This window comes from Actinomycetota bacterium (assembly GCA_005888325.1).
GTDB lineage: Bacteria > Actinomycetota > Acidimicrobiia > Acidimicrobiales > AC-14 > AC-14.
In genome coordinates, this window is sequence record VAWU01000021.1 from 59,107 (window position 1) to 82,444 (window position 23,338).

The 23,338-nt window shown below is 69.0% G+C and carries 23 protein-coding genes, 1 other RNA gene and 2 pseudogenes; 13 read left to right on the forward strand and 13 right to left on the reverse strand.

Features of this window, described 5'->3' with window-relative positions; all coding sequences use genetic code 11:
• From E6G06_06875 to E6G06_06890, 4 genes are all read right to left on the reverse strand, one after another.
• On the reverse strand, positions 1–939 hold the full coding sequence (locus E6G06_06875; protein ID TML92289.1) for an ABC transporter ATP-binding protein: 939 nt from the start codon (positions 937–939) through the stop codon (positions 1–3).
• 113 nt (positions 940–1,052) lie between these two features.
• Positions 1,053–1,991 carry an ABC transporter permease gene (locus tag E6G06_06880; protein TML92264.1) on the reverse strand — a complete coding sequence of 313 codons (939 nt, stop codon included), beginning with the start codon at positions 1,989–1,991 and terminating at the stop codon, positions 1,053–1,055.
• Positions 1,988–2,938 carry an ABC transporter permease gene (locus E6G06_06885; GenBank protein ID TML92265.1) on the reverse strand — a complete coding sequence of 317 codons (951 nt, stop codon included), beginning with the start codon at positions 2,936–2,938 and terminating at the stop codon, positions 1,988–1,990. The genes E6G06_06880 and E6G06_06885 overlap by 4 nt, the downstream gene beginning before the upstream one ends.
• A 65-nt stretch (positions 2,939–3,003) precedes the next feature.
• The gene (locus E6G06_06890) at positions 3,004–4,737 is read right to left on the reverse strand and encodes an ABC transporter substrate-binding protein (GenBank protein ID TML92266.1); all 1,734 of its coding nucleotides are present in this window, start codon (positions 4,735–4,737) and stop codon (positions 3,004–3,006) included.
• Here E6G06_06890 and E6G06_06895 point away from each other — a divergent pair.
• The 7 genes from E6G06_06895 to E6G06_06925 are packed head-to-tail and all read left to right on the forward strand — an operon-like array spanning position 4,628 to position 12,610.
• Positions 4,628–6,070, forward strand: a complete 1,443-nt coding sequence (locus E6G06_06895; protein TML92267.1) for an NlpC/P60 family protein — start codon at positions 4,628–4,630, stop codon at positions 6,068–6,070. The two genes, E6G06_06890 and E6G06_06895, sit on opposite strands and share 110 nt — an antisense overlap.
• Positions 6,071–6,113: 43 nt before the next feature.
• Complete coding sequence (locus tag E6G06_06900; protein TML92290.1) at positions 6,114–7,397, forward strand: sodium:proton exchanger; 1,284 nt, start codon at positions 6,114–6,116, stop codon at positions 7,395–7,397.
• On the forward strand, positions 7,394–7,774 hold the full coding sequence (locus E6G06_06905) for an FAD-dependent oxidoreductase (protein TML92268.1): 381 nt from the start codon (positions 7,394–7,396) through the stop codon (positions 7,772–7,774). Before E6G06_06900 ends, E6G06_06905 begins: the two co-directional genes overlap by 4 nt.
• A complete protein-coding gene (locus E6G06_06910) occupies positions 7,735–9,060 on the forward strand; it encodes a glycerol-3-phosphate dehydrogenase/oxidase (protein ID TML92269.1) in 1,326 nt (441 codons plus the stop codon). Before E6G06_06905 ends, E6G06_06910 begins: the two co-directional genes overlap by 40 nt.
• Positions 9,061–9,064: 4 nt before the next feature.
• The gene (locus tag E6G06_06915) at positions 9,065–10,576 is read left to right on the forward strand and encodes an FAD-binding oxidoreductase (protein TML92270.1); all 1,512 of its coding nucleotides are present in this window, start codon (positions 9,065–9,067) and stop codon (positions 10,574–10,576) included.
• A 55-nt stretch (positions 10,577–10,631) separates the two neighbouring features.
• Positions 10,632–11,027, forward strand: coding sequence for a TIGR04086 family membrane protein (locus E6G06_06920; protein TML92271.1), 396 nt, complete (start codon positions 10,632–10,634; stop codon positions 11,025–11,027).
• Positions 11,024–12,610, forward strand: a complete 1,587-nt coding sequence (locus E6G06_06925; protein TML92272.1) for a glycerol kinase — start codon at positions 11,024–11,026, stop codon at positions 12,608–12,610. The genes E6G06_06920 and E6G06_06925 overlap by 4 nt, the downstream gene beginning before the upstream one ends.
• Here the strand turns inward: E6G06_06925 and E6G06_06930 are convergent.
• Positions 12,454–12,801 (reverse strand): glyoxalase, encoded by a 348-nt coding sequence (locus E6G06_06930; protein ID TML92273.1) that lies wholly within the window; start codon positions 12,799–12,801, stop codon positions 12,454–12,456. The two genes, E6G06_06925 and E6G06_06930, sit on opposite strands and share 157 nt — an antisense overlap.
• A 52-nt stretch (positions 12,802–12,853) precedes the next feature.
• Positions 12,854–14,329 carry a hypothetical protein gene (locus E6G06_06935; protein TML92274.1) on the reverse strand — a complete coding sequence of 492 codons (1,476 nt, stop codon included), beginning with the start codon at positions 14,327–14,329 and terminating at the stop codon, positions 12,854–12,856.
• A gap of 74 nt (positions 14,330–14,403) precedes the next feature.
• Here E6G06_06935 and rnpB point away from each other — a divergent pair.
• Positions 14,404–14,768: RNase P RNA component class A (gene rnpB / locus E6G06_06940), an RNA gene on the forward strand.
• A gap of 287 nt (positions 14,769–15,055) precedes the next feature.
• Here the strand turns inward: rnpB and E6G06_06945 are convergent.
• From E6G06_06945 to E6G06_06970, 6 genes and pseudogenes are all read right to left on the reverse strand, one after another.
• The gene (locus E6G06_06945; protein TML92275.1) at positions 15,056–15,934 is read right to left on the reverse strand and encodes an RNA polymerase sigma-70 factor; all 879 of its coding nucleotides are present in this window, start codon (positions 15,932–15,934) and stop codon (positions 15,056–15,058) included.
• Positions 15,931–16,512: a carboxymuconolactone decarboxylase family protein gene (locus E6G06_06950; GenBank protein ID TML92276.1), complete on the reverse strand. Its 582-nt coding sequence runs from the start codon at positions 16,510–16,512 to the stop codon at positions 15,931–15,933. Before E6G06_06950 ends, E6G06_06945 begins: the two co-directional genes overlap by 4 nt.
• A 349-nt stretch (positions 16,513–16,861) precedes the next feature.
• Positions 16,862–16,979 (reverse strand): annotated as a pseudogene (locus E6G06_06955) (dihydrofolate reductase).
• A gap of 47 nt (positions 16,980–17,026) precedes the next feature.
• Entirely contained in the window at positions 17,027–17,632 is a 606-nt protein-coding gene (locus E6G06_06960) for a deaminase (GenBank protein ID TML92277.1), read from the reverse strand.
• Between the two features lie 31 nt (positions 17,633–17,663).
• Positions 17,664–17,930 (reverse strand): hypothetical protein, encoded by a 267-nt coding sequence (locus tag E6G06_06965; GenBank protein TML92278.1) that lies wholly within the window; start codon positions 17,928–17,930, stop codon positions 17,664–17,666.
• 98 nt (positions 17,931–18,028) lie between these two features.
• Positions 18,029–18,607: a deaminase gene (locus E6G06_06970; protein TML92279.1), complete on the reverse strand. Its 579-nt coding sequence runs from the start codon at positions 18,605–18,607 to the stop codon at positions 18,029–18,031.
• A gap of 189 nt (positions 18,608–18,796) precedes the next feature.
• On the opposite strand from E6G06_06970, the gene E6G06_06975 reads away from it, so the two are divergent.
• Positions 18,797–19,276: a hypothetical protein gene (locus tag E6G06_06975; GenBank protein TML92280.1), complete on the forward strand. Its 480-nt coding sequence runs from the start codon at positions 18,797–18,799 to the stop codon at positions 19,274–19,276.
• Between the two features lie 25 nt (positions 19,277–19,301).
• Positions 19,302–19,553, forward strand: a complete 252-nt coding sequence (locus E6G06_06980; protein TML92281.1) for a hypothetical protein — start codon at positions 19,302–19,304, stop codon at positions 19,551–19,553.
• 24 nt (positions 19,554–19,577) lie between these two features.
• On the opposite strand, the gene E6G06_06985 is transcribed toward E6G06_06980, so the two are convergent.
• The gene (locus E6G06_06985; GenBank protein ID TML92282.1) at positions 19,578–19,814 is read right to left on the reverse strand and encodes a hypothetical protein; all 237 of its coding nucleotides are present in this window, start codon (positions 19,812–19,814) and stop codon (positions 19,578–19,580) included.
• A 458-nt stretch (positions 19,815–20,272) separates the two neighbouring features.
• On the opposite strand from E6G06_06985, the gene E6G06_06990 reads away from it, so the two are divergent.
• The 3 genes and pseudogenes from E6G06_06990 to E6G06_07000 all read left to right on the forward strand — a co-directional run.
• Entirely contained in the window at positions 20,273–20,851 is a 579-nt protein-coding gene (locus E6G06_06990) for a dihydrofolate reductase (protein ID TML92283.1), read from the forward strand.
• A 283-nt stretch (positions 20,852–21,134) separates the two neighbouring features.
• Positions 21,135–21,356: pseudogene (locus tag E6G06_06995) on the forward strand (site-specific integrase).
• A gap of 1,426 nt (positions 21,357–22,782) precedes the next feature.
• On the forward strand, positions 22,783–23,338 hold a 556-nt coding region (locus tag E6G06_07000; protein TML92284.1), incomplete at its 3' end, for a hypothetical protein.

Here is a 23,338-nt window from a genome sequence, read left to right on the forward strand (position 1 = left end):
TTACTGGTGCCCGGGTGTCTCCGCATCGCGCAACGGGGGCTCCTCCTCGCGGCAGCGCTCCTGCGCGTACGGGCAGCGGGGCGCGAACCGACAGCCCCGAGGGAGGTTGATGAGGCTCGGAGGGCGGCCGGTGATGGCGAGGAGCCGGCTGTGGCTCGGGTTCTCGAGCCGGGGGATCGACTTCATCAGCGCCTCGGTGTACGGCATCTTCATGTTGGCGAAGAGGGCCCGGGTCGGCGCCTTCTCGACGACGCGGCCCGCGTACATCACCGCGGTGTCATCGGTGCGCCCCGACACCACGCCGAGGTCGTGGGTGATGAACATCATCGCCATGTGGCGCTCCTGCTGGAGACGCTGGAGCAGGTCGAGGATCTGGGCCTGCACGGTCACGTCGAGCGCGGTTGTGGGCTCGTCGGCGATGAGCAGCTTGGGGCTGCAGGCCAACGCGATGGCGATGACCACACGTTGGCGCATGCCGCCGGAGAGCTGGTGCGGATACTCCTTCAGCCGGCGGGCGGCCTCGGGCATCCCCACCGACTGCAGCAGCTGGACGGCCGTGCGATCCGCTTCCTCCTTGCTGACGTCGAGGTGGTAGCGGAGCGACTCGGTGATCTGACGACCGACCTTGACCACGGGGTTGAGCGCGGTCATCGGGTCCTGGAAGATCATGGCGATCTCGGTTCCCCAGTAGGAACGCATGTCGCGGTCGTCGAGGCCGACCAGGTCGACGCCGTCGAAGATCACCCGACCGGTGCGGATGGCGTTGCTCTTGGGCAGGAGGCCCATCACAGAGCGGGAGAGCACGGTCTTGCCCGAGCCCGACTCGCCCACGATGCCGAGCGTGCGTCCGCGGGCGAGCGTGAACGAGACCTCGTCGACCGCGTGCACGATGCCTGCCGGCGTGCGGAACGACGTCGAGAGGTTGTCGACCACGAGCAGGCGCTCGGCCTTGCCCTCGCCCACCGCCCCCGGGAGCGCCTGTCCCGGCTCGAGCCCGGCGACGGGGAGGTCGTCGGTGCTCGCCGCTCCGTCGGGGGAAAATCGCGAGTGACTCAAATGCCCGCCTCCCGTACGTCGAACCGCGCCCGCACCACGTCGCCCAGGTAGTTGAGCGCGAGGACGGTGAGGAACACCATCGCGGCACCGACGAAGACGATGTGGGGTGTGGTGCCCGAGGTCAGATCGGAGCGGCCGTCGTTGATGATGTTCCCCCACGTCGGCGACTGCGTGGACAGTCCGACGCCCAGGGTGCCGAGCCCGGCCTCCGCCACGATGACGACCGCCACGCCCAGGAGCGCGATCGAGAACGCGGACGGCAGCACGTTGGGGAGCACTTCCCGGATCATGATCCGCCAGTCCTTGGCGCCCTGGGCGCGCGCGGCCATCACGAACTCGCGTTGCGACCAGACGAGCGCGTTCGCCCGGGTGATGCGGGCCAGGACCGGGATGGAGATGATGCCGAGCGCGAGGACGAGGGTGAGCAGGTCGGAGACGCGGTCCTGGAGCACTGCGACGAGGGCGAGCGCGAGCACGAGGGCCGGGAACGAGAGGAGAATGTCGAGCAGACCCACGATGAAGGTGTCGACGCGGCCGCGGTAGTAGCCCCCCAGGAGCCCGAGCAGGCCGCCGATGAGGGTGCCGATGATGATCGCTCGAGTTGCGCGCCCCGAAGATCGTGCGGGAAAGGAGGTCGCGACCGGAGCTGTCACCGCCGAGCAGGTGGCCGCCGGCACCGAAGCCCTTGTTGGCGATGACCCCGCCGAGCGTGTCGTTCGGGTCGTCGAGGGGCAGGATCGGCGCGAGCAGCGCGGCTCCGATGATGAGGACGAGCCAGCCCATGCACAGCCAGGCGCCGATGCCCAGCCCCCGGAACCTGCCGCGGGACGGGCGGTCGGCGCCGGCCTCGACCGCGGCGATCTGCATCTCCGGCGTGCCGGGGAGCACGCCGGTCGCCGCGGCCTCGGCGGACAGCGAGTCGAGCGGGCTATCAGGCAACGGCTCGGGCATGGCGGATCCTCGGGTCGAGCACGACGTACAGGATGTCGACGAGGGCGTTGAACGCCACATACGCCACCGCGATGATGGCGACGTAGGCCTGCAGCGCGACGTACTGGCGGGTGGCGACGGCCTGCACCAGCTTGAGCCCCAGGCCCGGGAGCTGGAAGACCGCCTCGATGATCACCGCGCCGCCGATCAGCGCACCGACGTTGAGGGCGGCGACGGTGAGGAGCGAGAAGCTCGACGGTCGCAGCGCGTGGCGCAGGAGGATGCGCCGATTGGTCAGGCCCTTGGCCTTGGCCATCGTGATGAAGTCCTCCTGCAGCGTCTGGATCATGTCGCTGCGCAGGAGCCGCATGTAGATCGCGACCTGGCCGACGGCCAGGCTGACCGCGGGCAGAATCATGTGCTTGAAGTGCTCGCCGACGTTCTCACCGAACGGCACGTACTGCTGGGTGGGCAGTATCTTCCACTGCACACCCAGGTAGTAGATGAGGATCAACCCCAGGACGAAGCCGGGCAGGGCGAGCAGCCCGAACGCGCTCGTGTTGGTGATCTTGTCGAACCAGCTCCCTGCTCTGTACGCGGTGAGGATCCCGAGCGGGAGCGCGACGACCAGGGCGATGATCTGGGCGTAGAAGACGAGCTGCAGCGTGACAGGGAGCGCCTTGCCGATCCCGACCTTGACCGGCTCTCCGGTGCTGTAGTCGCGTCCGGGATCGCCTTTCACGAAGCCCTTCAGCCAGTTGTAGTACTGGGTGAAGAAGGGCTTGTCGAGACCGAGCTCGGCGCGGATGGTCGCCTTCTGCTCGGGGGTGGCGAACGGCTTGAGCGTGTCGACGGGGTCGCCGGGTATCAGCTTCAGCAGCGAGAACGAGAAGAACGTGACGAAGAAGAGCACCACCACGAGCTGGATGAGCTTCTTCACGACGGTACTCATCGGCGGTCCCGCCCTCCTCGTCCCTGCTGGTCAACGCGCGTCGAGCGCCTGTCCCTTCACCGCCGCTACCCGCGCCACAGTCCGACGACGGGCTGCACGCTCGCGATGGGCAGGCCCCGCTTGTCACCGTTCGGAAGCTTCGGGCCTTCGACGCCGTTGACGTCGGTCTTCGACGCGAACCCCCAGGTGGTGTACCAGGTCCACACGTTGTAACCGCCCTCGGCGAACCGCTTGCCGATGGCCTGGTAGTCCGCCCTGCGCTTGGCCGGGTCGGTCTCGGAGCGGCCCGCCTCGAGCGCCTTGTCGATCTCGGGGTCGTTGATGCGGCCGAAGTTCACAAGGTTCGGCTTGTCGAATGCCTTCGTGTCCTTGTTCCAGGCCTTGCTGTGCCACCACACGTAGAGCGTGTCGGGGTCGCCGCCCGGGAAGTTGCGCCAGAGGATGGCCTGGTAGTTCCCGGCGATCGCCTGGTTGATGTACTGGCTCTGCTCGGTGGCGGTCGGGATGTTGACGCTGATGCCCGCCTTGGCCAGCTGCGACTTGGCCGTGGCGGCCAGCGCCTGGGTCGCGGGATCGGGCGTGGTCGCCAGGTCGAAGCTCAGGTCCTTGCCGGTCTCCTGCTTGTACTTGGCGACGTAGTCCTTCGCCTTGGCCAGGTCGAACTTGGGCCAGCCCGGGTCGGCTTGGTAGCCCAAGGTCTCCGGGGCGTAGGGCTGCTTCGCGAGCTTGTTGACGCTGGCCTCGTGCACCCGGTTGAGCTCGTCGGCGTTCGTCGCGTAGATGACCGCGAGCCGGGCGTTGATGTTGTCGAACGGCGGCTTCGAGTTGTTCAGCATGGTGTGTGAGATCTCGGCCGAGCGGGTCGACTCGGTCATCTTGAGCGTGCCGCTCTTGACCTCCTTGCGCAGAAGGTCGATCGACTTGCCGTCAGTGAGGTGGATCAGATCGAACTGGCCGCCCTTGAGCCCGTTCACGAGCTGCGAGACATCGGGCTGGGGCCGGAACGTGATCTCGTCGAGGTACGGAAGCTGGACGCCGTTCTCGTCCTTCTGCCAGTAGTTGGGGTTCCTGACCGCGACGAACTTGTCGTTGGGCGTCCACTCCTTCTTCATGAACGGGCCCGTCCCGATCAGGTTCGAGGCGCAATTCGCCTTGTCCCTGATCTGTGCCGGCGCCGCCATGCCGAGCCGGCCGGTCGACCAGAGGAACGCCGGGAGCGCCACCCACGGGACGCGGGTGGTGATCTGCACGCTCATCGGGCCGGTGACCGTGACGCTGTTGACGTCGGCGAACACCAGGCCGAACAGGATGCCGCTGAGGTAGCCGTCGAGGTTCATCTTCACCGCGTCGGCGTTGAACGGCTCGCCGTTGTGGAACTGGATGCCGTCACGCAGGACGATCGTCCATTGCGTGTAGTCGGCGTTGTGGTCGACCGACTTGGCCAGATAGGGGACGTACTCGCCCTTGTCGTTCGGAGCGGTGAGTGTGTCGTAGATCGCGCTCGCGACCTGGATGCCACCGGCCGCCAGCTGGGCGGACTGGGGGCACCAGCCGCCGAGGGTCTCGGCCTCCAGCCCGTAGACGAGCGAGCCGCCGCGCTTGGGCGTGCCCTCGCCGGACGGCGTCGTGGCTTTGGTGCCCGTCGCCTTCTTGTTGTCGCTGCTGCTGCAGGACGACACGACGAGGGCCATGGCCGCCACGACTGCGAAGGTGGCAACCCACCGACGACGCGGCGCATACGAATCCAGCACGAGTGTCCCCCCGTGTCCGTTGGGGCCTGGGCCCCGCAAATGGTTCATAACACCCGGGCCGTCACAACTCACGCGGCGCCCAGGCTCCAAGGTCGAGTCAAGTTTCGGGGTGTTTCTACTCCCAAAGTGTGACGTGCGCCATAGGTTCCGCGGTCGCGCCCGGCGCACTTTTTTCTGGCGGTGCCTGCTCAGCGGGGCCCGGTTGCCTCAAGTCGCTGTGCCTTTCGTCCGATTCCCGGGCATTGGGCGCGTTGCCCGACTTCGTGCCATGCGCTGCCGCTCCCTCCCCGCCTTCGTCATCGCCGCCATCGCCGTGGGTGCGGTGTGCGGGTTCCCCGCAGCGACCGTCGCGTCACCGCTCGACGACGCGCGCGCGGAAGCCGCCCGGGTCGAGCAGCAGCTCGAGACGCAGGGGCAGCACGTGAGCGAGCTCGACGAGCGGTACAACCAGGCGCGGCTGGCCGCGGAGGGCGCGGAGGCCGAGCTGGCCCGCGCCGATGGCGCGCTCGACGAGTCGGGCGACCGGCTGGCTCGGGCGCGGGCGCAGCTGGTGACGCACGCGACCGTCGCGTACATCCACGGCGGCTCGGCCCCTGTGCTCGACCAGCTCGTCCGCACGCCCGGCCAAGATCTCGGCGTACGTCGGCGCTACCTCCAGACCGCGCTCGACGTCGCGGATCGGGCCGTCGACAGGGTGCGGACGGCGCAACGCGACCTGAGCCGGCACAAGGACGCGCTCGCCCGGGCGCGCGACGTCAGCCGCGGGGCGGCGGATCGCCTCGCCGCCGACCGTGACGCAGCCGCGGCCGCCGCGTCCGTCCAGCAGGCGACACTCGGTCGCGTGCGGCACGAGGTGAGCCGCCTGATCGCAGAGGACGAGGCGAAGGCCGCGGCCGCGGCTGCCCGACGGGTGCGTCTGGCCGCGGCGACACTCGCCGCCGCCGCGGCGAAGCGTCCGGTGGCCCGGCCGACCCCCGGCGCGTCGGGCGCGCCGGCCGCGCCGCACCCACCCGTCGTCGGTGGCGGATCGCCGGCTGCCGGGGCCGGCCTCGCCGTGGCGGAGGCCGCGCGGCAGCTGGGCAAGCCTTACGAGTGGGCGGGGGCGGGGCCCGACAGCTTCGACTGCTCGGGGCTCACGATGTGGGCCTGGCGCGCCGCCGGGGTCCAGCTCTCCCATTCGGCGGAGTACCAGTTCAGCGAGACCCATCGCGTCGAGTTGACCGACCTCCGGCCCGGCGACCTCGTGTTCTTCGGGGACCCCATCCACCACGTCGGGATCTACGTCGGCGGGGACACGATGATCGAGGCGCCTCACACCGGGGCGGTGGTGCGCTACGCCACCATCTGGCGTGCCGACTTGATCGTGGCGGGTCGCCCCTAAGCTCCCCCGGGTTGTGACCACCACGGCGACCGACGAGCAAGCCGTGAACCCCGTCCGGGCCCGCTTGCTGCTGACGCTCGCCGGGCTGATCACGGTCCCGGGGATCGTCCTGCGCTTCACCTCCCGCGACATCCCTCATCCCGCCGAGGCGCTGCTCTTCGGCCTGGCCATCGTCGGCGCCGCCTTCCTCCTGTCGTGGGCCGCCGAGGCGGCCCAGCTCGACATCTCCGCGGGGTTGGCGATCGCGCTTCTCGCGCTCATCGCCGTCCTGCCGGAGTACGCGGTCGACTTCGTCTTCGCCGACAAGGCCGGGCACGCGGTCGCCGAGTTCGGCAGCCGGTGCGCGGCGGCGAACAGCTCCACCGCGTCGCCGTGCTCGCTGGCCCTGGCCAACATGACCGGCGCCAACCGGCTGCTGATCGGCGTGGGCTGGTCGATGGTGGCCGTGCTGGCCTGGTGGCGGTGGCGGAAGCAGGGGGTGGCGGTCGGCGAGGTCAGGCTCGAGCGCTCGAACTCGGTGGAGATCGCGTACCTCACCGTCGCGTGCCTGTATTCGCTGACGCTGCCGCTGAAGCGCACCGTCACCCTGGTCGACGCCGTCATCCTCATCGGCATCTTCGTGGCGTACACCATCCGCATCTCCCGCGCCCCGGCCGAGACGCCGCACCTCGTCGGCCCTGCCGCCTATCTCGGGTCCTTCTCGACCGCCCATCGGCGGGCGGCGGTGGTGGGTCTGCTCGTATTCGCCGCCGCGGTCATCCTGCTCTGCGCCGAGCACTTCGCCGACGCGCTCGTGGCGACCGGCAAGTCGCTCGGCGTGAGCGAGTTCCTCCTCGTGCAGTGGCTGGCGCCGCTCGCGTCCGAAGCGCCCGAGCTGGTCGTCGCCGGCCTCTACGCGTGGCGGCTCAAGTCCGCCCTCGGGCTCAGCACCCTCGTCTCGGCCAAGGTCAACCAGTGGACCCTGCTGGTGGGCAGCCTGCCGATCGTGTTCGCCTTGTCGTCCGGCACCCACCACGGGCTGCCGATCGACGGCGACCAACGCGGCGAGCTGCTCCTCACGGCCGCCCAGTCGGTCTTCGCGGTGGCCATCCTGGCCACGCTGTCGCTGTCGCTGCGCGAGGCGTTCGCGCTCTTCGCCCTGTTCTGGGCGCAGTTCGTCGTCGGTGCCGTGGTGCCCGAGAGCGCCCACGGAGCGGAGCTCACGATCGTGTCGGTTGTCTATCTTGGGCTCGCGGGGACCATCCTGGTGCGTGACCGTGGCCGCCTGTCGGCGTTGTTCGTGATGGGGTTCCGCACGTCGTACCGACAACTCCAAGAGGACCCATGACTCCGATCTCGCCGATGATCCCCAGCCCGTTCGATCGCCGGAGCGCACTCGCCCGTCTGGCCGACGAGCACTTCGACGTCCTCGTCATCGGCGGCGGGATCACCGGGGCCGGCGTCGCCCTCGACGCGGCAGCGCGAGGGCTGCGTACCGCGCTGGTCGAGCGCGACGACTTCGCGTCGGGCACGTCGTCCAAGTCCTCGAAGCTCGTGCACGGCGGGTTGCGCTACCTGCAGCAGAAGAGCGCCAGCGCCTGCTCGAGAACGCCCCGCACCTCGTACACCCGCTCCCGTTCCTCATCCCGCTGTTCGGCAAGGAAGGCATCGTCAACAAGGCCGTCGTGCGCGTCTACAGCAACGCGCTGTGGGTCTACGACCTGACGGGCGGGTTGCGCATCGGCAAGCTGCACAAGCGCGTCTCGCGCGAAGAGGCGCTCGCACACGTGCCCACGCTCGACACGCGCCGCTTGGTCGCCGGGTTCCTCTACTACGACGCGCAGACCGACGACGCGCGCCTCACGCTCACCATCGCGCGCACTGCCGCCGTCGACTACGGCGTGGCCGCCCTCAACCACGCAGGGGTGACCGCAGTGTTGAAGGACGCGGAGGGGCGTGCATCCGGCGCCCGGCTCGACAACGGAATCGAAGTGCGGGCCCGGGCCGTCGTCAACGCGGCCGGTGTGTGGTCCGACGACGTGCGCGCCCTCGACGAGGGGCGGCATCCCCAGACCATTCGCCCGGCCAAGGGCATCCACCTCACGGTGCCCTGGTCGAAGGTGCGTTGCGACATCGCCGCCGTAATCCCCGTTCGCAAGGACGGTCGCTCGATCTTCGTGGTCCCGTGGGGCGATCGCGTCTACATCGGCACGACCGACACCGACTACGACGGGCCGCTCGACAACCCTGCGTGCACGCCTGATGACGTCGCCTACCTGCTCGACGCGGTGAACGCCTCGCTCCTCGAACCCTTGAAGGAGGACGACGTCCTGGGCACGTGGGCCGGTCTGCGGCCCCTCGTGCGTGACGCAAAGAGCGAGAAGACGGCCGACCTCTCGCGCCGACACGAGGTCGGCCGCTCGGCGAGCGGCGTGGTCACCGTGACCGGCGGCAAGCTCACCACGTACCGGAAGATGGCGGCCGACTCCGTCGACGAGGTGATCGGCGAGCTCGGCGACGGTAGGCGCAGCCGACTGAAGCGAAGCCGCACGAAGCATCTCGCGTTGCACGGCGCCCACGGCACCGACGAGCTGCGCGCCCCCGGTGCGGCCGCTCGAATGGGAACGAGCGACGCGGTGCTCGAGCACCTCGTAGGTCGCTACGGGGGTGACGCGCGGACGCTGCTGGCGATGATGGCCGCCCAACCCGCACTCGCGGAGCCGCTCGTCCCGACCCTGCCGTACCTCAAGGTCGAGGCGCTCTACGCGGCGCGCTACGAGATGGCCACGACGGTCGACGACGTGTTGGCCCGACGAACTCGCGCCCGGCTCCTCGCCCGTGACGCGTCCGCCGACGCCGCCCTCGACGTGGCCCGAGTGCTCGCGCCCGAGCTGGGCTGGAGCGAGGCCGAGGTCGAGTCCCAGGCTGCGTCCTACCGGGCTGCCGTGGCGGACGAGCGCGCCGCCGGCGGCCTGCACGAGACGGGCTTCGACCAGATGGTGAGGGCCTGACTCGGTGTCGCCGAACCGAGGCGCACCGACACCACCGATTGCCTTCACCGCCGGCCCCGCCACCGTGCGCAACCACATCGGCGCTCGGTTCGTCGAGACCGACGACAAGCTGTTGGCCCGGCTGCGCGGCGTCTGCGACGACGTCACCACCGACCCGTCGGCGCGCGCCGAGGCGGGCCGCGACTGGTGGCCGTTGGCCATGGGCTGGGCGCTCGACGGCGAGGTGCCGGGGCTGGCCGCCGTTGTCGTCCGGCCGCGCGAGGTCGACGAGGTGGCGGGCGTGCTTGCGGTGTGCGACGAGGCGCGTGTGCCGGTGACGCCCGCGGCCGGGCGCAGCGGGGTCTGCGGCGCGAGCGTCCCGTTGCACGGCGGGGTCGTGCTCGACGTGTGCGCGCTCGCAGGCATCGTCGACGTCGACGACGTCTCGATGGTGCTCGACGTGCGCCCGGGCACGTTCGGCGACGTGCTCGAGGACGACCTCCGCGCCCTGCACGGCGTGACGCTCGGGCACTGGCCGCAGTCGATCGAGCTGTCGACGGTCGGCGGCTGGCTGGCCTGTCGCTCGGCCGGTCAGTACTCCACCCGCTACGGGAAGATCGAAGACATGGTCGCGGGGCTGCAGGTCGTGCTGGCCGACGGGAGGGTCGTCCGCACCGGCGGCGCGCCACGCGCTGCCGTCGGGCCCGACCTCACCCAGGTGTTCGTCGGCAGCGAGGGCACGCTCGGGGTCATCACCGAGGCCTGGCTGCGCGTGCACCCCGTCCCCGCGGCGGAGCGGCGCGCCGCGTTCGGCTTCGCGTCGTTCGGTGACGGGCTCGCGGCGTGCCGTCGCGTGCTGCGACGGGGCGCGACGCCTGCGGTGCTGCGCCTCTACGACACCACCGAGTCGGCGCGCAACTTCGAGGTACCCGACCAGCACGTGCTGCTGGTGCTCGACGAGGGCGAGCCCGCGATCATCGACGCGATGATGCAAGTCGTCGGCGAGGAGTGCGAGGGAGCCAAGCGGCTCGACGACGCCCTCGTGGGGCGGTGGCTCGAACATCGCAACGACGTCTCCGCGCTCGAATCCCTCACCCAGCGACGCATCGTCGTGGACACCATCGAGATCGCGGCGCGATGGTCGGCGTTGCCCGCGATCTACGAAGGCGTGCTCGCGGCCGTCGCCGGGCTCGAGCACGCGCTGGTGGTGTCCGCCCACCAGTCCCATGCGTACGGCGACGGCGCGTGCCTCTACTTCACGTTCGCGGGGCGGCCGCCCGACGAGGAGGGGCCCGCGGGGCGCGATGCCTTCTACCGGGCGGCATGGGACGTGGCCACTCACGTCGTGCTCGCCCACGGAGGTGCCCTCAGCCACCACCACGGCGTCGGCCTCAACCGCGGCCGGTTCGTCCGCGACGCCCTCGGCCCCGCGTTCGACGTGCTGGCGGCGCTGAAGGGCGCGCTCGACCCGAACGGCATCCTGAACCCCGGCAAGCTCGGCCTGCCCGACCCGTTCGGCGAGGTCCCTTGGCCATGAGGGCCGTCCCCCTGTGGGGCTGTCCCACGGTGAAAGCTGTGCGGCGGTGAGAGCGATGGGTGTCCGCATCGACAGCCGCACGGTGCTCGTCTCCGGCGCGGTCGCGCTCGCTGTCTCGCTCGCCACCCTGGTCGCCTACGCCATCGTCAACGCCATCGTCTCGTTCGACCGCGACTCCAACTGGCCGTTCGCCTTCTACGTCGTGATCCTCCTCGGCATGGCTTTGGGCGGACGGCTCGCGGGGCGGGCTCGTCCCGATGCGCCGCTCGCGCACGGCTCCCTCGCCGCGCTCGGCGCGATGGGGGTCATCGCGGTGATCAGCGTCGTCATCGATGTCGCGTTGAGGAACGACATCGTCGACAACGTGGTGAAGCTGGTGGCGCAGATCCCTGTCCCCGTCGCGGTCTCGGCGTTCAGCGCCTACATGGCATCGCGGTCCGCCATCGCATGAGCATTCTTGTCGTCGACGTAGGTACCAGTGGTGTGCGTGCTGCAGTCGTGCACCCCGATGCCACGGTTCATCACGTCCACTACCGCGAGGTGTTGCCCGAGTCACCCGCACCCGGTTTCGTGCAGTTCGATGCCGCGGCCATGGCTGCCGGCGCGCTCGACGTGGCCCGGGCCGCGCTCGAGGCCGGCGGCCCGGTCGAGGCCGTGGGCATCGCCAACCAGCGGGCATCGACGATCGTCTGGGACCGGGCCACGGGTGTGCCGGTCGGCCCGGGCGTCGGCTGGCAGGACCAGCGCACCGCGGGGATGTGCCTCGAGTTGCAGGGCCGCGGGATCCGGGTGGCACCGAACGTGTCGGCCACCAAGGTCGCCTTCCTGCTCGACATGGCCGACCCTGAGCGGGAGCGCGACCTGTGCTTCGGTACGGTCGACAGCTGGATCGCGTGGACATTGTCGGGCGGCGCGTTGCACATCACCGACACGACCAACGCCGGCCTCACCGGCCTGCTGCACGCGGATGCCTCGGGATGGTCGTCGCAGGTGCTCGACGTCCTCCGCATCCCGTCGTCGGTGCTGCCCACGATCGTCGACTCGACGGGCGTCGTCGGCGAGGCGTCGGAGCTCCCGGGCGCGCCGCCGATCGCGGGTCTCGCCGGCGATCAGCAGGCGTCACTCGTGGGTCAGGGATGCACCCGGCCCGGTCTGGCCAAGATCACGTTCGGCACGGGAGGCATGCTCGATCTCTGCATCGGCGCGACCCGACCCGCGTTCGAGGCGCGCGGGCCCGGCGGGTGTTTCCCGATCGTGGCGTGGCGGCGTGGCGGTCGACTCACGTGGGGCGTCGAGGCGTTCATGCTCACCGCAGGCCAAGCGGTCGAGTGGCTGCGAGACGACCTCGGCCTCATCGAGTCCGCGGCCGCGTCCGACGCGGTCGCCGCGTCTTGCGCCGACACCGGCGACGTCTGGTTCGTGCCCGCGTTGCTCGGCCTCGGCACGCCGGAGTGGGACTTCGGCGCGCGCGGCACGCTCCTCGGACTGACGCGCGGCTCCGGCCGGCCCGAGGTCGTGCGGGCGGTGCTCGAGGGGATCGCCCACCGAGGTGCCGATCTGGTCGAGGCGGCCGAGGCCGACGGGGCTCACGCCATCGCGACACTCCGCGTCGACGCTTCCTCCAGGCCCTGGCCGACGCAGCCCAGCGCCCGGTCGAGGTGTCGCCGGTGTCCGACGCCACGACGCTCGGGGCCGCGTTCCTGGCAGGCATGGCCATCGGCACCTGGGCCGGCGAGGACGACGTCGCCGCCACCTGGTCGCCTCGGGCGGTGGTCGACCCGGTGCACAAGCCCGACCGCGACCGCTGGCGGGCGGCGCGCGACCGCTCGCGAGGTTGGGTGCCCGAGCTGTCGGCCCTCGACTTCTGAGGCCGAGGGCTACATGCCCGTGACGAGACCGACGGTGTTCCCCTGCGGGTCGTTGAACAGCGCGAGGGTCGGGCCGTCGGGAACGTCCATGGGCCCCATCACGGTCTTGCCGCCGAGCTTCGCAACCTTCTCGAGCGCGGCCGCGATGTCATCGACCTGGATGTAGAAGGTGACCAGGTTCGTGCCGTCCATGCTGGGTCCGATCCCGCCGCCGATCCCGCCTTCGCCCGCCCCGATGATCCCGTAGTTCATGGGGTTGTTGGCGTCGATGCTCCACCCGAAGGCGTCGCCGTAGAACTGGTGGAGTTGCGGGGCATCGGTCGACTGGATCTCGAAGTGCACGACGGGGTTTGCCATGTCTGCTCCTCTCGGGGTTGGTGACGTAGGTCAGCCTCGCGCCCGGAGCGGTTCAGAGCCCGACGGACGCGGCCCGTGCCGTGGACTTCGCCGCCTCGGCGTCGGGCGCGAGGATGAAGCCGGCGGCGAGCAACCGGTCGACGGCGGCGCTGTACTTGGTCACGTACGCCTCGTGGTCCGGGTAGAGCTGGGCCAGGTGGGCGGCGTCGAACGCGGTGGTCGATCCGAAGAAGATGCAGAACCCGGGCGAGCCGGGGCTGGGGACCCCGCTGAGCGTCGCCGTCGGCGCCTCGAGCTCGGGAAGCCGGATCCCGCCGATCGCGATGCCGTTCTCGTCGCGGGCGATCACGGCGGGATTCGCGTCGGTCATCTTGATGCGTGGCGAGGTCGGTGGCGGCGGACCGCCGCGTGCCCAACTGTTCAGGTGAGAGATCGCGGCCTTGAGCACCCAATGCTGGTTCGCGGAGTTGAGAGGCTTTGCGCAGCCCAACGGGTTCGACGGCGGCTGTCCCGGCGTGGGCGGCGAGTACAGGTTGAGCAGGTACTGGTCCGCATGCGCGGTGCCCGCCATCTCCCAGAGTCGAAAACGCGTGCTGTCCGGCTGGCGGGTCGAAAGGTTGAAGCCGATGTCGGTCTCGGACAGCACGACGAGGACAGGCGCCTCGGTGTCGTCGCGGATCTCGGCCGGGTTCGGTGTCGCGATCCCGTCGCCGAGACCGCCGGCCGCCCCGAAGCGGCTGTGCACGAGGAACCCGTCGTAGACCTTGACCAACGGATCGACCGCGTTCACGTAGGTGGTCAGCAGGATCGCGGACTGCGAGTCGCCGGTGGCGAGGACGGACTTGATCCCGTAGTCGCGACCGAACAGCGCACCCGCGCGCACGGCCCGCGCGGCCTGAGTGAAGATGTCGTAGGCGAACGCGTCGCCCGGATGGCTGAGGTCCTTGTAGCGCGCGGGGTTCTGCCTCACGGTGGCTGCGACCCCGGACGCTTGAGCGGAGACGCCGACCCAGATGTAACCGCTGCGCAAGAGCTCGTCGTACATGTAACCGAAGTCGGGCGACGCGTCGAGCCCACCCGTCACGTTGAGCCACTCGACCACCACGGTGCCGTTGAACTTCGCCGGCGCCGACGGCCTGCGCACGACCACGCGGGTCGTGTAGGCCGCGCGGCGCGTCGGTGTCGCCTTCCACTTGCCGTCGCGACCCCAGTCACCGTCCTTCGCGTACGCGCTCGCGTCGCCCGCGAGAAAGAACTCGTCCTCGACGTAGCCCTTGGACGCGAGGTCGACCGGCGACGCCAGCCCCGATTTTCCGGCCACCGGCCCGGTGACGTGCGGCGCGGGCGCGGCGGGGCTGTGCCGGTCGAGAGCACCACCGACGCCCGCTACCGCGGTCGTTGCGGTCGGCGCGACCCCGAGCCCGTTGCCACCGCTGTTGCTGCTCGTGCACGCGGCCGCCAGCAGCCCCGCGCCCATCGTCATCGCGACCACCCGCGCCAGCCGGGCCGGTCCCAAAACTCTCCGCATGTCCCGCATCGAACTCCCCGTCAAGGCGACCCGGCGACGCTACCCGGGACGCGCGCGACAATGGGCGGCGACGGTGAGTCGGCCGGGTGGTCGCGGCGTCGGTCCCGACGTAGTCGGGTCACGGCGTCGAGGAAGGTCGGGGCTCCGCAGGGCAGGGTGCTGGTTAACGGCCAGTCGGGGTGACCCGCAGGAAAGTGCCACAGAGAACAGACCGCCGATGGCGGCGCCCTCCGGGGCGACGCACAGGTGAGGGTGAAACGGTGCGGTAAGAGCGCACCAGCGCCCGGGGTGACCCGGGTGGCTCGGCAAACCCCACTCGGAGCAAGGCCAAACGTGGGACGACCGGCCCGGTCGATGTCCCCAGGTGGGCCGCACAGATGGATGGCCACCCAGTCCCGCAAGGGATGGACAGAACCCCGCCTACAGGCCGACTCACCGTCACCACCACGGGTTTCGCGGGGAGATGGCATCTGACCTGCGATTACGCTTGTCGACGTCCGCCGTCGTCTGTCACCGTCTTGCAACCTCTCGCGCCCCATTCGCGCCCCACGACAGACCCGAGAAGTCGCCGGCACCTGCAAACCTCCGACGGCTCCAGCACCAATGATTCCAAGTCTCACTGCAGCCTTCCTCTCTCGCTGACTGAACAGACCGTTGCTTGCCGACGAGCCAGTAGAGATGAAAGGCGGCCGCCCGCGGCAGCGTGACGCTCGAAGCGCCGAGCGTTCACGTCCGGGTGAGCGCGGCGACCACGTCCAGCCCGGCGAGCTTGTGCGGGTTGCGGATGGCGTAGATGCGCGTGACGCGGCCGTCCTCGACGGCGAGGCTCACCGCTGTGTCGAGCGTGCCGCCGATCTCGATGCGGGCGGCCGGTGCGCCGTTGAGCCAGACCGCACTCAGCTCGAACGCGGCCCTGCGGGCCCCGGTGAGGAGGAAGGCGGCCACCGGCTGCGCGCCTTCGATCGGGTGTCGCGCCGCGGCGACCAGGCCACCGCCGTCGGCGACGATGACGACGTCGGGCGCGAGGACGTCGAGGAGGCCTTGGAGGTCGCCCTCCCGCACGGCGGCGAGGAACCGGTCGACGACTTGCTGCTGCTCGGTCGAGCTGACCGCCACTCGGGGCCGGCGAGCGGCGACGTGGTCGCGCGCCCGGTGGGCGATCTGGCGGACGGCGGCGGGTGTCTTGCCGACCGCTTGGGCGATCTCGTCGTAGGGCGTGTCGAACACCTCGCGCAGCACGAACACGGCGCGCTCCGTGGGAGCGAGCGTCTCGAGCACGGTCAGCATGGCGATCGACACGCTCTCGGCGAGCTCGACGTCGGCGGCGACGTCGGGGCTCGTGAGCAGCGGCTCAGGCAGCCACTCGCCAACGTAGTCCTCGCGCCGACGCGCCAGCGAGCGCAACCGGTTCAGCGCCTGGCGGGTGACGATACGGACCAGGTAGGCACGCGGGTCGCGCACCTCGCCGTGATCGACACCAGCCCAGCGCAACCACGTTTCCTGCACCACGTCTTCGGCGTCGGCGGCCGAGCCGAGCAACTCGTAGGCGACGGTGAACAGCAGGCTGCGGTGCCGCGCGAACACCTCTTCGTGGTAGCCGCTCATGCAGACGTCGCGTACCCGTCCGAAATCGACCGCGGCGTCAGCGGCAGGGGGCACTCCTTCGAGAACTCTTGAGACTCGACGCCCAACGCTGTGTTGCAGCGAGTGGTCAAGTTGGCGAAGCCGACCACCCCAGTGAGCTCGACCACCCCGGCGGCGCCGAGTTGGTCGAGCAGGCGGGCGACCAAGTCATCGGTGACGCGCGGCGGCGTCTCGCTCATCGCCTCGGCGTACTCCAGGACGTCACGCTCCAGCGGAGTGAACACCGACGACGAGCGCCAGCGCGGCACTTCGCTGGCCTTGATCATGTCGAACCCCTCATTGTGGGCGAGGAAGTAGTTGAGGTCGAGGCACCACGAGCACCCGATCTGCGCAGCGACGGCCATGTGGGCGAAGGTCTTGAGGCTGGGGTCGAGCTGGTCCCACGTCGCGATCGCAGCGCCGAGCGCGCCCAGGCTGGCAAGCGCCGGTCGGTGGTGCCACATCACCGCATACGGCTCGGGGACTTCACCGTTGAAGAGCAAGCCGGCGATCTCCTCCTCGGGAATCTTGGCCTTGGGGATTCGGGTCGTGCTGGACATGCTGCATCCTCCTGTCGATGTGAGCGACATGAAGACACCACCCGCCTTCGACCTGTGACAGACCCGGCGTCTGCTTGCCCGCGTGGTCAACTGCCAGGCGTCACCGCTCGCAACTCGGCCACTTGGTCGGTGTCACATCGTGGACGAACGGCGGGTTCGTGGAAAACCGCCTCCACCGAGTCGTAAGCGAACGTCCGTCCGGTATCGCTCGGAGCCGGCGGTAAGGCCCACGGTGCGCGCGTGGACGCCACGACATCGGAAGCGATGCCGAATGGGTCGCGCCGTAGCGTTCAGGCATGCGTCGTCCGTGCCGCCTGCCGCCGGCCCCGCCGAACATCGTGCGACCGCACCTCGTCGCGAACATCCACTCGTGCAGCCGGCTCGCCGGCATGGCCGAACGGGGCGTCGAGACTCAGACCGTCGCCGGTGCCGAAGCCGTCGAGCGAGATAGAGAAGTTCTGAAACACGCGTGAGCGACATCAACAGTGTTCCTCGCGCATGTTGCGAGGTTCGATCACGTCGTGGTGGCAAGCGGCGGGCGCTCGAGCACGCGTGGCCGGTACTCGACGAGCTGGATGCCGCCGTCGAAGGTGCGGCTGTCGATCATCTCAAGCGCGACGTCGGGGTAGCCGTCGTAGATGCGTTCTGATCCGGTGGCGCCGGTGATCACCGGGAACATCACCACCCGGAACCGATCGACGACACCGGCTCGCAGCAGCGACCGGCACAGGCTGAGGCTGCCGATCGTGCTCAGGACACCTGAGCCTTCGTCCTTCATCGCCCGGACCGCGTCGACGGCGTCGTCGCGCACGAGCGTGCTGTTGGCCCAGGTGAGGGGGTCTTCGAGCGAGGACGAGAACACCACCTTCGACGCTCCGGTGAGCCCTCCGACCGACGCCTCTTCATCGGCGCTGAACTCATCGGTCCCCTCGGGCGTCTCGCCGGCGGCGAAGCCCGACATGAGCCGGTAGGTGTTCGCCCCCATCAGATAGGTGACCTCGGGCTGCTCGTCGAGCCACGCGAGGTACTCGGGCCCTTGCAAACCCCACCAGCCGGGCCAGCCCTCCCCCGACGCGTAGCCATCGAGCGAGGTGATGAAGTCAACGAGCAGTTCTCCCACGGACGCCTCCTTGTTGGTGATGTATTGCGCTTTAGTGTCCCGCCAGCTCGGCGACGACCGGCGCGACCGCGCCGATCACCGGCACGCGGAGCGCGAGCTCGGCGTCCCGGCTGCCCGGGAAGCCGCGTACCAGCCGTTCGACGTCGACCCGAGACTCGCCCGGCAGCAGTGCGAAGGTGACCGTCTCTGCGAGGTCGGCGGCAAGTGCCTGGGCCTTCGCCCCGCGAACGGCCATGACGACCGGCGTGTGCAGGTCGGGCCAGTCGAGATCCCGTAGTGCTGTCACGGTCTCGCGCACCCGGGCCAGCCGCTCGCTCGGTGGTACGACGGGCATTGCCAGTTCGCGGAGCTGTCTTCTGTCCTTTCGTTTCGGCTCCTCGTTTGTACATGGATCGACTAGCGATGCAGCGCGGGCCGGTAGATGAGCTCTTGGGTGCGGCCGTCGAGCGTTCGGCTCTCGATCAGCTCGAGGTCGAAGTCGGCCGCACCGTTGAAGATCGGGTCGACACCGGTCTGACCGGTGATAACGGGGAACAGCGTCACCTGGACCCGGTCAACCAGACCGGCGGCCATCAGGGCGCGGTTCATCGCGAGGCTGCCATGGGAGCGCAATGGCACATCGGACTCTTCCTTGAGCCGGGCGACGACATCGACCGCGTCGCCGCGCGCGAGCGTCGCGTCTGGCCAGTCGAGCGGTTCGCGCAGCGTTGTTGACACCACTGTTGCCGGCAGGTTGACCATGCGGGTGACCCATGGGTCGCGCACGTCGGAGTCGTCGGTGCTCGCGGCCAGCATCTGCGCGAACGCGCGGTAGGTGTTGGCCCCGAAGACCATCTGCTGGTCCTCGTTGTAGAGGGCAAGGCGGCGGTCGAGGAGCTCGGGCCCTTGCTTGCCCCAATAGCCGGTCCAGTCTCCGGTGGCGGCGCCGAAGCCGTCCAGGCTGGAGAAGACGTCGAATGTGTAGGTGGCGGTCATCGCGCGCTCCTTCGAGTGTCATCGGTCGCTGACGAGACAGACGCCGGAGCAAGGCCGGACTCATCGCCTCTCAGCTCGTGTCGGCCGCGACCATGGAGTGCTCACCCCCTTCGGCCGTCCCTCACGCGAGCCTGTCAAGCCGTCTCTGCAATTTCTGTCTAACCCCCTTTACTCGTACTCGTCGGTCGAATGCCCGCAAACAGCTGTGGGCGTGGCAGTACCCCACCCCGCGCCCAAACGGCATCAGATTTTGTTGCGCAGTCGAGGCCAACGACCGGAACCCCATGCTCACGGTCGCGAGCACCCGGGATCGGCACTTCGACTGCGGTTGGGCCGCTGGTTCGCGATGATCCCTTCGATGACTGTGCAGGCTGGCGCGTGAGCGAAGCGTGGTTGGCCTGGGAGGCGTTGGACGCGGCGTGGAAGGCGTCGTACGAGGAGGCCTGGGCGTTGTGGAGTGCCGGTTGCTTCGGTATCGGGTGCGCGGTGGTTGATGGTCAGGGCTCGATCGTTGCTCGGGGCCGTAACCGTGTGATGGAGCGCGCTTCCGATCCGGGGGTGCTGGCCGAGACGCTCATCGCTCACGCCGAGATGAACACGCTCGCCGTTCTGCCTCTAGAGCGAGGGACGGGCGGAGACCTCGCCTTGTACACCACCATGGAGCCGTGAAGGCTACCCCTATTGCACGGACCGGATGCCGGGCCGCCATGGCCCACTGGCCGGACCGATCGGCGTGTTCGCCGAACTGTTGCCCCTATCGTTCAACATGACCTGGACTCCGCATGGCCGCTGGATGCGTCTGCACGAGTCGCTGTTCCCGGAGCGTCATCGCGTCGCGAGGGCGATCAGCGAATCGGGCAGGCTCGCAACCGTCGTCGCCGAACGCGGATCGGTCACCGACGCGCTCCACGCGATATGGGACGAGTTGACGTCACTGTCGAGTTGAATGTCGAGCACCGCTCGGTGTACGTCAAGCGCGGCCGCGCCTGCCTCTTGCGGTCCTGGCTTCCAGCTCAGCGAGGCGATCGCGCGCGAACCGTTCAACGAAGATCGCGCGGAACGTTTGGATGCGGGCGCCCTCGGTCGCGGCGACTGAGTCGGCCAGCGACCGCTCGATCGTCTCTGCCGCGAACACACCCTCGAACTGATCGCGCAAGTGGCTTCTGATCTGACCCAGCCGTTGCTGGGAAAGTGCGTCATCGCTCACTCCGCCACCTCCTGTTGCGTCACGCTGGTACGGGCGTGGGACGAGCCCTCTCTATCGAAACCAGCTCGTGGCCACTACGACGGTGATGCGTTCACCTGGCGAGCGAGTCCCACGGTGAGTGGCTGATCTATTGCCGGGCGAGAACTGGCCCACGGACATCCAAGACCCCCACTCCTAACACATAGTCAGCGCGCCAGCTTCCCACGCGTGAGCCCGTGCGGATCAGTTCAAGTTATGGACCGACAACCTCTTCAACGATCGACTCAACTGCGTCGAAGGGCGCACCTAGGGCACCCTCGATATGGTGCCGCTCGGCCAGGACCTCCGGTGCGTTGTAACTCACGGCGACCGCTCCCCTGCCCGTCCTCCCTGACCAGCGCCTTGAGCGGAAGATCCGGTCTACGCACAGATGGGCGAAGACTTACCGTTTTGGTTTCGTTGGAGAGAGAGGAGTGAGGATGGCTGCGTTGAACGTGATCGAGTTCATGACGCTCGATGGCGTGGTGCAGGGCTTTCACCAGCCCGACGAGCGCGACGGGTTCGGCCACAGCGGCTGGGGCACCGACTACCAGGACTCAGCGCAGGCCGAGAAGGCGACTCGCGGCCTTCCCTCGACCGGCACTTACCTGTTCGGGCGCCGCACCTACGATGAGATGGCGCGCTTCTGGCCGTTCCAGCCAGAAGAGAACCTGATGGCCGCGCACCTCAACCGATCAGCCAAGTACGTCGTGACACATCGCGACGACGAGCTCACGTGGTCGAACACCCGCCGCCTCGACGGCGATCTCATCGACGGCGTAAAGCGCCTCAAGGTCGATGCCGAAGGCAACATCGCCGTGCTCGGCAGCGGCGACGTGGTGCACCAGCTGGTGGCCGCTGACCTCGTCGACGGCTTCCACCTCTATGTGCACCCGCTCGTGCTCGGTAGCGGTCACACGTTGTTCCCGCGCACCGCTCGCCCGCTCCGGTTGCGTCTCGAGGATGTCGATCGCACGAGTGCCGGTGTCGTGGAGCTCAGCTACAGCACACTGCGCTGAACCGGTCCGCCGCAGGAGTGACACCCGCGGTTCGGCGGCTCCGGACGCGCCTTGTTGAGGGTCAGGGGACGAGATCCCAATCGATGCTGAAGCCGTGTCCGAGGACGAGGTCCTCCATACTCCGGCGCAAGCAACTCCCCCAGGCGCGGAGGGTTCTACGGCGGCGCCACTCACGTACGCGGACGCGACAGAGTCCGCGTTCGGCGTTTCACGGGTTCCGTGCCGCCAGCCTGGTCGGCCAGCTGGTGCAGGGCCGCCCGGAGTCGTTTGAGGCGGCTGAACCTTTCACGACCTGCGGCACTTCTACGCCAGCGTTCTCATCCGGCATGGCGAGTCGGTGAAAGTTGTCCAAACCCGCCTCGGCCACGCGTCCGCGTCCGAGACGCTCGACACCTACTCGCACCTCTGGCCCGACGCTGAGGACCGCACGCGCCTCGCGATCGACAGCGTGCTCGGCGCTCCCGCGCCCCTCACGCGCCCCACGGAGGGCGCGGCAGGCCGCTGACCTGCGCCGACGCGCGCACACGACAGAACCCCGCCTACAGGCCGACTCACCGTCATCACGCCTGTGACCTGGGCGCTCCTTCTGGCAGGTGAGGACAACAGGCCGTCACAGGCCGCTCCCGGAGCACGTCCGATGGGGCCCGCGCCGGTCGAGCGCCCGGAATAGGGGTCGGGCGTTATCCGGTTTTCGTTGCGGGTTTGGGCCACCTGACCAGGGCAAACGCGCTCTCGGTCCTCTGCGGCTTCGAGCGCGTACGTAACGGTTCTTCGCAACGGGAGCCAGCGGCCCCCGAGCGTTGTGCGTCGACGGTGTGCCCGCGCCGAGTCACCAGCAATCCGCAGCTGCTCCTTCGGGACTGCGGATCATGCGGTACCCATGCTCGATGTAACAGGGGAGACGAGTCAGGAGCGCCTCCTCAACCGTCGGTGCAGTACCTCTCGGATTCGCTGGGGGCTCGCCGCGGATATCCCGCTCAGGAGCGGTGAAGTAGTCCGGCGCGCGTCGCCCGCAGGTGCAGACCGGCGGGGTGAACATGGACCACAGGCAATAGACCGGGGAAATGCAGCGCATAACGATCTTCCGCCCGTGCTCGCAGTAGTCGCCTCGGCCGTAGATCTCGCAGTCTCCGCAGAAGAGGACGCCCTCCGTGTCGTAGTCGTCCTCGGTGCTCCCAGGCCCGTCGAACATTAGAACTTCGCTCCCGAGCTCAATCGGCGGTTGGCACGCTCGCCGTTGAACCGTCACGCGCCTTGGGCTCGACCTGATCGCGGCCCGGCTCACACCAAGGTGGGTAGGACGCCTGCGTCCCGCAGATGCAGGACGGAGGCTGCCACGTTGACCACACGCAGGTTCCGAGCGTGGGCCAGCAGATCAAGGGCGCGGTCCGCACTTCGACGCACGGGATCCCTGTATGCGAACGTTCAAGGCAGATCCCCCTGGATAGAGTTGGGCGTCCTTCATGCAACGCTCCCACTTGGCTAGAGGGGTCTGGTCGCCTCGGCTCAGGGCCACCCCCACGACAAGTCCGACGAGGAGGGCGACGACAACGGCAACTACGGCTGCGTACTTCGTCAGTACCTCGCTCCGCGGTTGAACCGTCAGTAGGCGTCATGCGCCCGCTCGGTGGCGGCGCTGGCTGCGTTGATCGGGCGGTCCGCGGTCACAGTCCGCGTATCGGCGATCGCGCTGGTCGGCTTGACCCAACGTCTCGGGATCCAAGGTCCGTGAGCCGGTGGCCTATCGATGGGCCGGACGGCGAGACGCCTCCCTGCAGCAGAAGAGTTCGATCGACGGGTTCGGGCCCGGCGATTTCGAGGCGTCCGGCACGCACCTCGGCGTCGCAGACGGTCCTTTCCCGGGTCGTCCAGGCGCACCCAGTTTGTGGCATTTAGCACGATTCCCCTGCGTTGCCGTACGATCTGTGCTCATGCGGAGACTGCTCGTGGTCATGATCGGCATGACGGTTTGTATGCCCGTCCGGGCTGATGCAGCAGAGCCCCATACCGTCGTGGTCGACGATGACCTGGCCTGTGCAGGCGCCGCCTTCTCCACCATTCAGGCGGGAATCGACGCCGCCCAGCCTGGCGACTTCGTAGCCATCTGCGCGGGCGTCTACCCCGAGCAGCTCACGATCACCAAGAACCTCACCCTCACTCCCTACTCCGGTGATGCGCGTCCCGTCGTGCGCGCCCCCGCCGCCCCGCACGAGTCGCGCTGCGGACCGCCGGGAAGTGGTGTCACCGCCATCGTCGATGTCTGCGGCAACGGAGTTGTTGCAAACCTCCTCGACGTGACGGTGGCCGGACCAGGTCCGGGCGCGTGCGGGAGCCTGAACTCCGGCGTGCTCATCACCGGTGGCTCTCAGGTGTTCGCCTTCGGCCTCCAGGTGCTCGACATCCGCGACGAACCCCTCAGCGCGTGTGACTCCGGCGTTGCCATTCAGGCAGGCAAGGCCGCATGGGCGTCAACGGGGACATTCGCCA

What these genes read in the sequence shown, in the direction of transcription:
- E6G06_06885 (TML92265.1), bottom strand. Translation starts at nt 2,938, where the DNA reads ATGAGTACCGTCGTGAAGAAGCTCATCCAGCTCGTGGTGGTGCTCTTC.
- E6G06_06895 (TML92267.1), top strand. Translation starts at nt 4,628, where the DNA reads ATGGCCGCCACGACTGCGAAGGTGGCAACCCACCGACGACGCGGCGCA.
- E6G06_06890 (TML92266.1), bottom strand. Translation starts at nt 4,737, where the DNA reads ATGAACCATTTGCGGGGCCCAGGCCCCAACGGACACGGGGGGACACTC.
- E6G06_06905 (TML92268.1), top strand. Translation starts at nt 7,394, where the DNA reads ATGACTCCGATCTCGCCGATGATCCCCAGCCCGTTCGATCGCCGGAGC.
- E6G06_06920 (TML92271.1), top strand. Translation starts at nt 10,632, where the DNA reads ATGGGTGTCCGCATCGACAGCCGCACGGTGCTCGTCTCCGGCGCGGTC.
- E6G06_06925 (TML92272.1), top strand. Translation starts at nt 11,024, where the DNA reads ATGAGCATTCTTGTCGTCGACGTAGGTACCAGTGGTGTGCGTGCTGCA.
- E6G06_06930 (TML92273.1), bottom strand. Translation starts at nt 12,801, where the DNA reads ATGGCAAACCCCGTCGTGCACTTCGAGATCCAGTCGACCGATGCCCCG.
- E6G06_06935 (TML92274.1), bottom strand. Translation starts at nt 14,329, where the DNA reads ATGCGGAGAGTTTTGGGACCGGCCCGGCTGGCGCGGGTGGTCGCGATG.
- E6G06_06945 (TML92275.1), bottom strand. Translation starts at nt 15,934, where the DNA reads ATGAGCGGCTACCACGAAGAGGTGTTCGCGCGGCACCGCAGCCTGCTG.
- E6G06_06950 (TML92276.1), bottom strand. Translation starts at nt 16,512, where the DNA reads ATGTCCAGCACGACCCGAATCCCCAAGGCCAAGATTCCCGAGGAGGAG.
- E6G06_06970 (TML92279.1), bottom strand. Translation starts at nt 18,607, where the DNA reads ATGACCGCCACCTACACATTCGACGTCTTCTCCAGCCTGGACGGCTTC.
- E6G06_06975 (TML92280.1), top strand. Translation starts at nt 18,797, where the DNA reads ATGCCCGCAAACAGCTGTGGGCGTGGCAGTACCCCACCCCGCGCCCAA.
- E6G06_06980 (TML92281.1), top strand. Translation starts at nt 19,302, where the DNA reads ATGCCGGGCCGCCATGGCCCACTGGCCGGACCGATCGGCGTGTTCGCC.
- E6G06_06990 (TML92283.1), top strand. Translation starts at nt 20,273, where the DNA reads ATGGCTGCGTTGAACGTGATCGAGTTCATGACGCTCGATGGCGTGGTG.